10 protein-coding genes are annotated in these 11,844 nt (G+C 73.1%); 7 read left to right on the top strand and 3 right to left on the bottom strand.

Translation table 11 applies throughout. The features are described 5' to 3' along the window. Positions 1-89: 89 nt before the first annotated feature. Positions 90-1,808 carry an acyl-CoA dehydrogenase family protein gene (locus ACZ4MH_RS02885; protein WP_351593123.1) on the top strand — a complete coding sequence of 573 codons (1,719 nt, stop codon included), beginning with the start codon at positions 90-92 and terminating at the stop codon, positions 1,806-1,808. Between the two features lie 111 nt (positions 1,809-1,919). Then, positions 1,920-2,516, top strand: a complete 597-nt coding sequence (locus tag ACZ4MH_RS02890) for a Rieske (2Fe-2S) protein (protein ID WP_351593126.1) — start codon at positions 1,920-1,922, stop codon at positions 2,514-2,516. Between the two features lie 24 nt (positions 2,517-2,540). Here the strand turns inward: ACZ4MH_RS02890 and ACZ4MH_RS02895 are convergent, their stop codons facing one another. Further along, complete coding sequence (locus ACZ4MH_RS02895) at positions 2,541-3,194, bottom strand: isochorismatase family protein (RefSeq protein ID WP_351593129.1); 654 nt, start codon at positions 3,192-3,194, stop codon at positions 2,541-2,543. 221 nt (positions 3,195-3,415) lie between these two features. On the opposite strand from ACZ4MH_RS02895, the gene ACZ4MH_RS02900 reads away from it, so the two are divergent. Continuing rightward, complete coding sequence (locus tag ACZ4MH_RS02900; protein ID WP_351593132.1) at positions 3,416-3,886, top strand: pyridoxamine 5'-phosphate oxidase family protein; 471 nt, start codon at positions 3,416-3,418, stop codon at positions 3,884-3,886. Between the two features lie 39 nt (positions 3,887-3,925). Here ACZ4MH_RS02900 and ACZ4MH_RS02905 read toward each other — a convergent pair whose 3' ends face one another. Beyond that, positions 3,926-4,672 (bottom strand): FadR/GntR family transcriptional regulator, encoded by a 747-nt coding sequence (locus ACZ4MH_RS02905; RefSeq protein ID WP_351593135.1) that lies wholly within the window; start codon positions 4,670-4,672, stop codon positions 3,926-3,928. A 216-nt stretch (positions 4,673-4,888) separates the two neighbouring features. Here ACZ4MH_RS02905 and ACZ4MH_RS02910 point away from each other — a divergent pair, with 216 nt between their 5' ends. From ACZ4MH_RS02910 to ACZ4MH_RS02920, 3 genes are all read left to right on the top strand, one after another. Further along, positions 4,889-6,352, top strand: a complete 1,464-nt coding sequence (locus ACZ4MH_RS02910; RefSeq protein WP_351593138.1) for an SLC13 family permease — start codon at positions 4,889-4,891, stop codon at positions 6,350-6,352. An 82-nt stretch (positions 6,353-6,434) separates the two neighbouring features. Then, the gene (locus ACZ4MH_RS02915; RefSeq protein ID WP_351593141.1) at positions 6,435-7,883 is read left to right on the top strand and encodes an acyl-CoA synthetase; all 1,449 of its coding nucleotides are present in this window, start codon (positions 6,435-6,437) and stop codon (positions 7,881-7,883) included. Positions 7,884-8,235: 352 nt separating this feature from the next. Next, positions 8,236-9,693 (top strand): carboxyl transferase domain-containing protein, encoded by a 1,458-nt coding sequence (locus ACZ4MH_RS02920; RefSeq protein WP_351593143.1) that lies wholly within the window; start codon positions 8,236-8,238, stop codon positions 9,691-9,693. Between the two features lie 212 nt (positions 9,694-9,905). Here ACZ4MH_RS02920 and ACZ4MH_RS02925 read toward each other — a convergent pair whose 3' ends face one another. Continuing rightward, entirely contained in the window at positions 9,906-10,811 is a 906-nt protein-coding gene (locus ACZ4MH_RS02925; RefSeq protein ID WP_351593146.1) for a LysR family transcriptional regulator, read from the bottom strand. Positions 10,812-10,886: 75 nt separating this feature from the next. On the opposite strand from ACZ4MH_RS02925, the gene ACZ4MH_RS02930 reads away from it, so the two are divergent. Then, positions 10,887-11,843 carry a DMT family transporter gene (locus ACZ4MH_RS02930; protein ID WP_351593148.1) on the top strand — a complete coding sequence of 319 codons (957 nt, stop codon included), beginning with the start codon at positions 10,887-10,889 and terminating at the stop codon, positions 11,841-11,843. The last annotated feature ends 1 nt before the right edge of the window (position 11,844 follow it).

Below are 11,844 nucleotides of genomic sequence, written 5' to 3' on the forward strand. Positions count from 1 at the left end.
ACATCTTGGACAGCGCTCGCCGGCTCCTGCGAAGGTGATCCGCGTCTCGTCATGCCGCGCGGATCACTTCAAGGCACCAGGAGACCCGTATGCCGAACTTCGCCGACCAGGACCCCGCCCTGCGCCCGCTGCTGGACCGGGTACTGTCCGCCGACGACCGCGCCCGCATCGAACCCCTGATCACGGAACTCGGGGCACTCGCCGCCGGTGAGATCGACCGGCAGGCGGCGCTCGCCGACGCCCATCCGCCCCGGTTGCGTTCCTACGCGCCCGACGGCGACCGCATCGACGAGATCGAGTACCACCCCGCCCACGACCGGCTCGCGGAGATCGCGTACGAACGCTTCGGGCTCGCCGCGATGTCGCACCGCCCTGGCGTCCACGGCCACCCCGCCCGCACCCCGCATACCGTCAAGTACGCGCTGTCCTACCTCTACGTGCAGGCCGAGTTCGGCATGGCCTGCCCGCTGTCCATGACCGACTCCGCCGCCCGCGTGCTGCGCCTCTTCGACCCCGAGCGGTACGCCGCCGAGATCGACGCGCTCACCTCCACCGACCCCGCGACGCGCGCCACCGGCGCGATGTTCATGACCGAGAAGCAGGGCGGCACGGACGTCGGACGCACCGAGACCGTCGCCACCGACGAGGGCACGCATTGGACGCTCACCGGGAAGAAGTGGTTCGCCTCCAACCCCGGCGCGGACATCGTGCTCACGCTCGCGCGGGTGCCGGGGCAGGGCGAGGGCACGCGCGGGCTCGGCATGTTCCTGGTACCGCGGCTGCGCCCGGACGGCACCCGCAACGCGGTCCGCATCGACCGCCTCAAGGACAAGCTCGGCTCGCGCTCCATCGCCAGTGGCGAGGTCACCCTGGACGGCGCGTACGCGACCCCGGTCGGCGAACTCACCCGCGGCTTCCGGCAGATGGCCGAGATGCTGAACGTCTCCCGGCTGTCCAACGCGATGCGCTCCGCCGCCCTGATGCGCCGCGCGGTCCGCGAAGCGGTCGCCCACACCCGGGAGCGGGTGGTCTTCGGTACGCCGCTGTTCGAGCAGCCCCTGATGCGCGTGACGCTGCTGCCGATGCTCCTCGACGCGGAGGCGGCGCTCGCCCTGGTCCTGGAGGCCGCGGCCCGCCTCGACGCGGCCGACGCGGGCGACGCGGCCGCCCGGGACCTCGTACGCGTCCTCACGCCGCTCGCCAAGTACACGGTCTGCAAGCGCGCCCGTACCGTCACGGGCGAGGCGATGGAGATCCGCGGCGGCAACGGCTACATCGAGGACTGGGTGAACCCGCGGCTGCTGCGCGACGCCCACCTCGGCTCCATCTGGGAGGGCTCCTCCAACGTCATCGCACTGGACGTGCTCCGCTGTCTGCGCCGCGACTCCGCGCATCACACCCTCGCGCGGGCGTACGGGGACCGGGCACGCGCCGTTCCCCTGCCCGCCGGGAAGCGGCTGGCCGTCCGCTGGGAGGAGCTGGCGGCCCGCGGCAACCGGCTGCTGGCGAGCCCGGCGGACGAGCAGGAGATGCGCGCCGGGCGGTACGCGGAGGAGCTGACGCGCACCGTGATGGGGACACTGCTGCTGGAACAGGCGGCGTACGAGTGCGAGGCGCCCGCGCCGAACGGGCGGGCCCTGCTGGCCGCGCACGCCTATCTCGCGCTGCTCGCCGACCCGGACGCGCTGCCGCGCACCGCCCTGGCCCACCTGGACGCGCTGGCCGACGGCGGCGAGGTGCCGATCGCGGTCGCGGCGGCGGAGGCGGATGGTGACGCGGATGGGGATGCGGATGCGGAAGCGGGATAGGCGGGCACGACCACCCTTTCGGCCGACCCGTTGAACACCGGAGGCCACCGGTCCGTATGGAACCTTCACAAGGCGAAGGGACACACCGGGACCGGGACCTCTGGAGGCACCATGAACTCACCATCACAAGAACCTGCCGGATCACAGAAGCCACAGAAGCCTGCCGGATCACAGGAACGTGCCGGCACCGCCCGGCGCACGGTCGTCGCCGCGGCGGGCGCGGCGGGCCTGTCCGCGGCGCTCGCCGCGTGCGGGGGCGGAGGGGGCGGCGGGTACGGTTCGTCGTCCTCCTCAGCCTCGTCGGGCTCGCCGTCGTCCGGCGGGTCCCCGTCGTCCGGTGGGTCTTCGTCGTCCAGTGGCTCGCCGTCGTCCGGTGGCTCGGCGGCCCCCTCCAAGAGCGGCGGCGCCACCGGCGGCTCCGCCAAGGCGCTGGCCAGGACGTCGGAGATCCCCGCCGGCGGCGGGAAGATCTTCAAGGCGCAGAAGGTCGTGGTGACCCAGCCCGAGAAGGGCGACTTCAAGGCGTTCTCGGCGATCTGCCGGCACGCGGGCTGCATCGTGGGCGACGTCAGCGGCGGCACGATCAACTGCCACTGCCACGGCAGCAAGTACGCCATCGCGGACGGCAGCGTGCGGCACGGCCCGGCGACCACGGGCCTGCCCTCCGTACCGCTGAAGGTCCGGGGCGGCGAAATCGAACTGTCCTGAGCCCCTGCTCACCGCGCCCCCTTCTCACCGCAGTCTCGGCGACCGCTTCCAGCAGGTCAGCACCGCGTCCGTGGAGGTGACGGTGGCGACCAGGGAGAGCGTGTTCCGCACCATCGCCGGGGTGTACTCGGCAGGCACCCCGGCGATGGCGTCGGCAGGCACCACCGCCGTGTAGCCGAGGTTGACCGCGTCGAAGACGGCGTTCGGTATCGCCACGTTCGCCGAGACGCCGACGACCACGACGTTGCGGACGCCGAGGTTGCGCAGCAGCGCGTCCACCTCCGTACCGGCGATCGGCGACAGACCGTGCAGCCTGCGCACGATCAGGTCGTCCTCGGACACCGGCACCGGGTCGGCGATCCGCACCGCGGTCGTCCCTGTGAGCTGCTGTACGGGCAGCTGCCCGGCGGCGCGGAAGAGGCGGGCGTTGCCGTTGGAGCCGCGGCCGTCGGGCCGGCGCTCGGCGACCGCGTGCAGGACCTGGACGCCGGCCTCGTGCGCGGCGGCCGTCAGCCGCGCCACCTTGGCGAGCGCGCCGGACGTACGGGCGGCCTCGGCCAGTTCGGGCAGCGCGCTGTCCGGGCCGACGACACCGTTCTGGCACTCGACGGTGAGCAGCGCCGTGGTCCCGGGGTCGAGCTGCTCGACGAGCTGGGCGACCTGGGCGTCCGTGGGCATGGGGATACCTCCTGGGAGGGGGGATGGTGAGGGGGGACGGTGAGGGGGGATGGTGGGGGGGGATGCTGGGGGGGGATGGTGGGGGGGATGGTGGGGGGGGCGTGGTGGCGGTGGTCCGGGCGTCCATTGCGTTCGTCGGTCGAAGGGCTCATGATTCCTGACACCCATGGTTCCTGACACCCGGTCAGGTGACCAGGGAGCGACCGGGGAGGTGGCCGCGGATGGCGGCAGCGGCAGGGCAGCGCAGAGGACGCCGGATCATGATGAGCCCGCAGGAGCTGGACGCCTTCCTGGCCCGGCAGCGGACCTGCCGGATCGCCACGGTGGGGCCGGACGGCGCGCCGCACGTCGGCGCGTTGTGGTTCGTCTGGGACGGCACCGCGCTGTGGCTGTACTCCCTCACCCGCAGCAGGCGTTGGGCCCACCTCGTCAAGGACCAGCGGGTCGCGGTCGTGGTCGACGACGGCCACGAGTACGGCGAACTGCGCGGCGCCGAACTGTCGGGCAGCGTGGCGTTCGTCGGCGAGGCACCGCGGCACGGCGAGCCCTGCCCGGAGCTGGCGGCGCCCGAGAAGCTCTTCGCGGCGAAGTACTTCGGCCTGGAGACGATGCCGCACGACGGCCGGCACGCCTGGCTGCGGCTCACGCCGGAGGCGGTGGCGTCCTGGGACTTCCGCAAGATTCCGGGGTGAGCGGGAGGGGCAGTCGGGCGGCCGTCGCCGAGGGCCCGGTTATTTCTCCGGCGCCCCGGCCTCTCCGTCCTCGCCGGCCTCGCCGGCCTCCGGGGTCCAGGTCAGCAGCCGTACTTCGGCGACCGTGCGGAGGTGGCGGCGCATGGCCGCCGCCGCGGCCTTCGGGTCGCCCGCCCGGACGGCCTCCAGAATCCGCCGGTGCTGCGCGAGCGACCGCTTGGGGCGGCCGGGCTGGCGCAGCGATTCGTTGCGGCTCTCGCCGATCTGCTCGGCGATGGAGCGCATGAACTCGGCGAGCAGCGCGCTGTGCGCGGCCGCGGTGACGGCGGCGTGGAAGCGGCGGTCGCCCTCGACGCCCGGGCCGCCGTCCTCGACGTCCTTCGCCATATGGGCCAGGGCGTCGTCGAGGGCGGCGAGGTCGGCGTCCGTACGGCGGCGGGCCGCCAGTTCGGCGAGCTTGGTCTCCATGGCCTCGCGCGCTTCCAGGACGTCCGGCAATCGGCGGCGGCGCTCGACCAGGCGCTCGACCGGCTCCGCCGCGTCGAGGGTGTCGCGCACCAGGTAGGTGCCGCCGCCGTGCCGCACCTCCACCAGGCCCTGCACCTCCAGCACGACGATCGCCTGCTTCACGGACGCCCGGCTGACGCCGAGCCGCTGGGCCAGCTCGCGCTCCGCCGGCAGGCGGTCGCCCGCGCCCAGCCCGTCTTCGACGGCGTACTGGCGCAGCCGCTCGACCACCTGCTCGTAGAGCCGCGGCCTGGCCATCGGCCGCAGAGCCTCGGACATCGGTTGGCCCCCCTCGATCGGTTCCCGCGACACTTGTCGCTGCAAGAGCCGCGACATATGTCGTGACGTGCGGTCGTGACGTGCGGTCGTGACGTACGTCGTGACAAGAGTATTGACGCACTCCGTCGCCGACCAGCAAAGTGGCTCAGCCATAAGTGGCTCAGCCACTTTGCCAATGCGCCACCCGGCCATTGTCGTCCACGAACGGAGCCGCAGATGTCGCCGGAAGTGCTCTCGATACTCGTGCTCGCGGTGATCTTCGTACTGGCCACGACCCGCTCCATCAACATGGGCGCGCTGGCGTTCGCCGCGGCGTTCGGCGTGGGCACGCTGGTCGCGGGGATGGACGCGGACGAGATCTTCGCGGGCTTCCCCGGCGACCTGTTCGTGGTCCTGGTCGGCGTCACGTACCTCTTCGCCATCGCCCGCGCCAACGGCACCACCGACTGGCTGGTGCACGCCTCCGTACGACTCGTCGGCGGCCGGGTCGCGCTGATCCCCTGGGTGATGTTCGCGGTCACCGGCGCGCTCACCGCGATCGGCGCGGTCAGCCCGGCGGCGGTGGCGATCGTCGCGCCGCTCGCACTCGGCTTCGCGGCGCAGTACGGCATCAAGCCGCTGCTCATGGGCGCACTGGTGGTGCACGGCGCGCAGGCCGGCGGCTTCTCGCCGATCAGCATCTACGGATCGACGGTCAACGGCATCGTCGCCCGCGAGCACCTCCCCGGCAGCCCGCTCGCCCTCTTCGCCGCCAGCCTGGTCGTCAACCTCCTCATCGCGGCGGCCCTGTTCGTCGCCCTGGGCGGCCTCCGACTCCCTCGTACGGGTGGCGGAAGCGCCAAGGAGAGCGGCGCCACGCGTGCGGGTGGCGGAAGCGGTGCGGAGAGCGCTACGCGTACGGGTGGCGGGAGCGTTGCGGGCAGCGCCACGCGTACGGGTGGCGGAAGCGGTGCGGGCAGCGCCACGCGTACGGGTGGCGGGAGCGTTGCGGGCAGCGCCACGCGTACGGGTGGCGGGCAGCTCACCGAGAGCGCCACGCGTGTGAGTGGTGAGCGGGACGGGGCCGCGGCTGGTGCCCTCGCCCTTACGCCGGCCCGGATCGCCACCCTCGTCGCCCTGCTGGCGCTGGTCGTGGCGGTGCTCGTCCTCGACCTGGACGCCGGCCTCACCGCGATCACCCTCGCCGTCGTCCTCAGCGCCGTCTGGCCGCAGGACAGCAAGGCCGCCGTCGCGGAGATCACCTGGCCCACCGTGCTGCTGATCTGCGGCGTCCTCACCTACGTCGGCGTCCTGGACCACATGGGCACCATCACCTGGGCGGGTCAGGCCGTCGGCGGCATCGGCATTCCGCTGCTGGCCGCCCTCCTGCTGTGCTACATCGGCGCGCTGGTCTCCGCCTTCGCCTCCTCCGTCGGCATCATCGGGGCGCTGATCCCGCTGGCCGTGCCGTTCCTGGCGCAGGGGTCGATCGGGGCCGTGGGCATGGTCGCGGCGCTCGCGGTGTCCGCCACCGTCGTCGATGTGAGCCCGTTCTCGACGAACGGCGCGCTGGTGCTGGCGAACGCCAAGAATGTCGACCGGGACGGTTTCTTCAAGCAGTTGATGGTGTACGGAGCCCTCGTGGTCGCGGCCGTACCGGCGCTGGTCTGGCTGGCGCTGGTGGTCCCGGGCTTCGGCTGATACCCGCAGGTACCCGTGGACCTCGGGTATCCAGGAACGGGTGCCCCGAGTACCCGAACAGCAAGAGAACGAAGGAGTTTCGGTGAACGAGCTTTTCCCGGCGCTGCGGACAGCGTCCTCCCGTACCGCACTGCGTTTCCAGGACCGCGCGCTGACCTACGGGCAGCTCGCCGCGGCCGCCGGCGCGCTCGCGGAGCGGATCGGCGCCGAGCGGCGGGTGGCGGTGTGGGCCACGCCCACGCTGGAGACCTCGGTCGCGGTCGTCGCGGCGCTGCTCGCGGGGGTACCGGCGGTACCGGTCAATCCCAAGATCGGCGAGAGCGAGCTGGCGCACATCGTGTCCGACAGCGCGCCCACCCTCGTCCTGGCCGAACCGGACGTCGAACTCCCCGGCGCGCTCGCGGCACTGCCCCGTGTCGACGTGAACCCGTACGAGGCGGACGACGAGGCCGAGCCGCCGGCGGAGCCGGGCGCCGAGGCCCCCGCCGTGATCGTGTACACCTCCGGCACCACGGGCCGGCCGAAGGGCGTGGTCATCCCCCGACGGGCCATCACCGCCACGCTCGACGCGCTGGAGGAGGCGTGGGAGTGGACAGCGGACGACGTGCTCGTCCACGGGCTGCCGCTGTTCCACGTCCACGGGCTGATCCTGGGCATCCTCGGCCCGCTGCGGCGCGGCGGCACGGTGCACCACCTCGGCCGTTTCTCCACCGAGGGGGTGGCGCGCGAGCTGGGGGGCGCGGGCACGATGCTGTTCGGCGTGCCGACCATGTACCACCGGCTGGCCGCCGAGGCGGGCGAGAACCCGGCGCTCGCCAAGGCGCTGGGCGGCGCCCGGCTGCTGGTCTCCGGCTCGGCGGCGCTGCCGCTGACGGACCACCAGAAGATCAAGGCGGCGACCGGCGCGCGGGTCGTCGAGCGCTACGGCATGACCGAGACGCTCATGAACACCGCGGTACGGGCCGACGACACCTCGGCCCCGGGGACGGTCGGGGTGCCGCTGCCCGGCGTACAGGCGCGGCTGGTCGACGAGTCCGGTACGGCCATCGAGGAGAGCGACGGCGAGACGGTCGGCGAGATCCAGGTCCGCGGCCCGAACCTCTTCGTCGAGTACCTGAACCGGCCGGACGCGACGGCCGAGGCGTTCGACGGGGGCTGGTTCCGTACGGGGGACATGGCCACCCGGGACGCGGCCGGGCGCTACCGGATCGTCGGGCGCAAGGCCACCGACCTGATCAAGAGCGGTGGTTACAAGATCGGCGCGGGCGAGATCGAGAACGCCCTGCTGGAACACCCCGGCGTCGCGGAGGCCGCGGTGACGGGCGAGCCGGACGAGGACCTCGGCGAGCGCATCGTGGCCTGGATCGTCCCCGCGACCGACGCCACTGACGGCGCACCGACCGCCCAGGACCTCATCGACCACGTCGCCACCCAACTCGCCCCGCACAAGCGCCCCCGCATCGTCCACTACCTCGACGCCCTCCCCCGCAACGACATGGGCAAAATCCTCAAGCGGGGCCTCCATGCGTAGGGACAGGACGGAGGACCTGGGCCAGTCTGCGGGGTCGGCTCGGGGGGCGCCTGGTGGGTGGACTGCGGGGTCGCCTGGGGGTCCTTCCGGGGGGCCGGCTGCGGGGTCGTCCGCGGATCGGTTTGCGGATTGGGCTGGGGGCTCGCCTGCGGATCGGTCCGGGGGTTCGTCCGCAGATCCGTCCGCCGGCGCGCCCACGGGTTCGTCCACGGACCCGTCCGGGGTTTCGTCCTCCTCCTCATCACCATCATCCTCATCCTCGTCCTCGGACCGGGGGGCTGCTCGACTCGCCGACGGGCTCCCCGCTCGCGTCGGCGACGGCGGGCTCTCCGCTCGGCTCTCCGCCCGGGAGGTGCTCGCGCAGGTAACGGACGCGGGCACCTTCCAGCCGCTCCCCGGCTCGGAACCTGCCGGGCCCCCGGGAGCGGCGGAGGCCGACAGCGAGGGGACAGCGGAGCCCCGGCCCGATGGGGCAGGGGAACCCCGTCCCGAAGGGGCGGCCGAGGGAGCGGCGGGGACTCCGGAGGCGCCGGCCGAGGGGCCGGCAACGGCCCCGGGCCCACTCGACGACGGCCCCCTCCACTGGGACGGCTACGGCACCGCACGCGCCCGCGCCACGCAGTCGACCGGCGAACGCGAGTCCGTCGTCTGCGGCACCGCCGCCATCGGCGGCACCCGCACCGTCGTGATCTCCTTCGAGTTCCGCTACCTGGGCGGCTCGCTCGGCCGGCACACCGGCGACCGCCTAGAGGCCGCGTACACCCGGGCTCGCGAACTCCGCCTCCCGGTCGTCTCCTTGATCGCCACCGGCGGCAGCCGCATGCAGGAGGGCATGCTCGCCCTCACCCAACTGCAGCGCATCGCCGGGCAGTCCACACTCAACCGCGCCGCCGGACTGCCGCAGCTCGCCGTGCTGCGCGACCCGACGACCGGCGGCGGCTGGGCGACGCTCGGCGCGGGCGCGGACGTCGTCCTGGCACTGCCCGGCGCCCAGGTCGGCTTCGCCGGCTCCCGCGTACGCCCCGCCGACGCCGATCCGTCCGCGTACACCGCCGAAGGCCAGCTGGCCACCGGGCACGTCGACGCCGTCGTGCCGCCCGACCGGCTGCGCGGCGCGCTCGCCCGCTGGCTGCGGCTGCTGACCACGACCGACGAGGAGACGGCCCCCGTACCGGCCGCGCAGGGCACGGGCGACCCGCCGGACTCCGGCTGGACCGCCGTACAACGGACCCGCGCCCCCGAACGTCCGCGCGCCGACGCGTACTTGGACACGTACTTCGACTGGCGCGAGGACATCAGCGGCGACCGCTGCGGGGGCATCGACGACGGCGTGCGCTGCGGCTTCGGCCACCGGGCCGGCCGTACGGTCGCGTACGCGGCCCAGTGCGGCACGGCCACCCGCCCGGCCGGCTTCCGCACCGCCGCCCGGCTCGTACGCCTCGCCGACCGCCTCGGCATCCCCGTCCTCACCCTCGTGGACACCCCGGGCGCGGCCAACGACGCGGCGGCCGAACAGTCCGGCGCGGGCGCCGCCATCGCTGACCTCTTCGCCGCCATGGCCGCAGCCCGTACGCCGCTGACCTCGCTGCTCATCGGCGAGGGCGGCTCGGGCGGCGCACTGGCACTGGCCGCACCGGGCCGCCTGTGGGCTACCCCGGACAGCTACTTCTCCGTCATCGCCCCCGAACTGGCCACCGCCATCCTCAAACGCCCCCCGTCCGAAGTCCCCCGCACAGCCGACCAACTCCACCTACGCCCCCAGGACCTGATGTCCCTGGGCCTGATCCGCGGCATCGTCCCAGCCAACTAACCCCACCGCACCGGCTCCCCAGGCCCCCTTCCCCATCCCACCCGCGCGCCGGCCACCGCACGGCCCCCGGCGCGCGGGCTCATAGCGGCACGGCAGCACGGTGGCGCGGCGGCGCCCCGGCCATCTGGCCCCGCCCGCCGTGCGGCGCGCCCCCTTATCGGGCCCGGCCGTCCACACCTCCAGCCCCGACCACATCTCCAACCAACCCCCTGTCACATTTCCAACCCCGCGCCCACCTCCCTCAACGCCGCGACCGCCGCGCGGATCGACGGGCGGCGATCCGCGTCGGCGCGCCAGATCGCGTACACGTGCCGCCGCATCGGATGCCGTACGGGCACCACGCTCACCCCCTCCGGAACCGGCCCCCGCCCCAGCCGCGGCGCCACCGCTACGCCGAGCCCCCTCGCGATCAGGGCGAGCTGCGTGCCGTGCTCCTCGGCCATGTGCGCGATCCGCGGCTCGATCCCCTTGCTGCGCAGCGTGAACATCAGCCAGTCGTGGCAGAACTCGCCCTGCGGCCAGGAGATCCACGCGTCCTCCGCGAAGTCCTCCAGCTCCACCGTGCGCCGCCCCGCCAGCCGATGGTCCGACGGCATGGCGACATCCGCCGAATCATCCAGCAGCGGAGCCTTCGCCAGCCCCTCCGGCATCGGCAACGGACGGTTGTACCAGTCCAGTACCACCCCCAGGTCGATGTCGCCCCGCACCACCGCCCGTACCGAGTCCGCCGGCTCCATCTCCCACAGCCGCGCGCGCAACTGCGGGTGATCGGCGACCAGCGCGGCGAGGGCATCCGGGAACAGCCCACGCGCCGCCGTGGGGAACGCCCCCATCCGCAGCTCACCCACTGCCTGCCCGCGGTGCGCCTCCAGCTCGGCCTCGGCCAGCTCGACCTGCGAGAGGATGCGCGCGGCGTGCCCGGCGAGCAACCGGCCCGCGTCCGTCAGCCGTACGCCCCGCCCGTTCTTGGCCAGCAGTTGCTGCCCCGTCTCCCGCTCCAGCTTCGCCAGTTGCTGTGAGACGGCGGAGGTGGTGACGTGCAGCCCCTCGGCCGCCGCCCGTACCGACCCGTGCCGCGCCACGGCGCTGAGCGTCCGCAGCCGCTCCATGTTCAACATATAAGGAATGCTAAGCGATGCACCCCAGGAATTCTCACTTGTGCTACGCAGTACAGACAGACGATCGTGTACGCCATGAGCTCCACCACCGCCACCTCCTCATCCCGGTCCACCACAACACCCAGCCCCGCAATGCCGGCCGCACCGCGGCCCGCCATCGACTGGCGCATCCGATTCGCCGTCCTGGCGCTGATCTGGGGATTCAGCTTCCTGTTCATCAAGGTCGGCACGCAGGGCTACGCCCCGCTGCACGTCACACTCGGCCGCATGATCTTCGGAACGGCCGTACTGGTCGCCGTGCTCGTCGCCAAGCGGGACCGGCTGCCCCGGACCCTCCGGACCTGGGCTCACCTGGCGGTGGCCGCCCTGTTCCTCAACGCCCTCCCCTTCTCGCTCTTCGCGTACTCCGAACTGACCATCCCCTCCACCCTGGCCGGCATCTGCAACGCCACCTCCCCGCTGTGGGGCATGGCCCTGTCCGTCGTGGCACTGTCCGAGGACCGCCCCACCCGCCGCCGCGTCGCGGGACTCGGCCTCGGGTTCCTCGGCGTGCTGACCGTTCTCGGCGCCTGGCAGGGCTTCTCCGGCACGGATCCGCTGGGCACGTTCATGGCGCTGGGCGCCTCGCTCTGCTACCCGATCGGCTGGATCTACGTCCGCCGCACCCTCGCGGGCAGCAAGAACTCGAGCCTCTCCATGTCCAGCGCCCAACTGATGCTGGCCACGCTGCAACTGGCCGTGGTGACCCCGTTCTTCACCTCCCTCCCGACCTCGTTCCCCCTCGTCCCCCTGCTGGCGGTCATCGCCCTCGGCGCCCTCGGCACCGGCTTCGCCTTCCTCCTCCAGTACGGTCTGGTCGCCGAGGTCGGCCCCACCACCGCGCAGATGGTCACGTACTTCATCCCGGTCATCGCCACCGCCGCCGGCGTCGCCGTCCTGGGCGAACACCTCAGCTGGAACACCCCCGTCGGCGCCCTGATCGTCCTCGCCGGCGCCGCCCTCACCCAAAGCCGCCCCCGCCGTCGCCCCTGAC

The sequence above is a fragment of the Streptomyces sp. NPDC026301 genome (genome assembly GCF_055567935.1).

Excerpts from the sequence above, each read along its gene's own strand:
- ACZ4MH_RS02905 (WP_351593135.1), bottom strand. The coding sequence starts at position 4,672 with ATGTCCGAGGCTCTGCGGCCGATGGCCAGGCCGCGGCTCTACGAGCAG.
- ACZ4MH_RS02900 (WP_351593132.1), top strand. The coding sequence starts at position 3,416 with ATGGCGGCAGCGGCAGGGCAGCGCAGAGGACGCCGGATCATGATGAGC.
- ACZ4MH_RS02910 (WP_351593138.1), top strand. The coding sequence starts at position 4,889 with ATGTCGCCGGAAGTGCTCTCGATACTCGTGCTCGCGGTGATCTTCGTA.
- ACZ4MH_RS02885 (WP_351593123.1), top strand. The coding sequence starts at position 90 with ATGCCGAACTTCGCCGACCAGGACCCCGCCCTGCGCCCGCTGCTGGAC.
- ACZ4MH_RS02930 (WP_351593148.1), top strand. The coding sequence starts at position 10,887 with ATGAGCTCCACCACCGCCACCTCCTCATCCCGGTCCACCACAACACCC.
- ACZ4MH_RS02895 (WP_351593129.1), bottom strand. The coding sequence starts at position 3,194 with ATGCCCACGGACGCCCAGGTCGCCCAGCTCGTCGAGCAGCTCGACCCC.
- ACZ4MH_RS02925 (WP_351593146.1), bottom strand. The coding sequence starts at position 10,811 with ATGTTGAACATGGAGCGGCTGCGGACGCTCAGCGCCGTGGCGCGGCAC.
- ACZ4MH_RS02890 (WP_351593126.1), top strand. The coding sequence starts at position 1,920 with ATGAACTCACCATCACAAGAACCTGCCGGATCACAGAAGCCACAGAAG.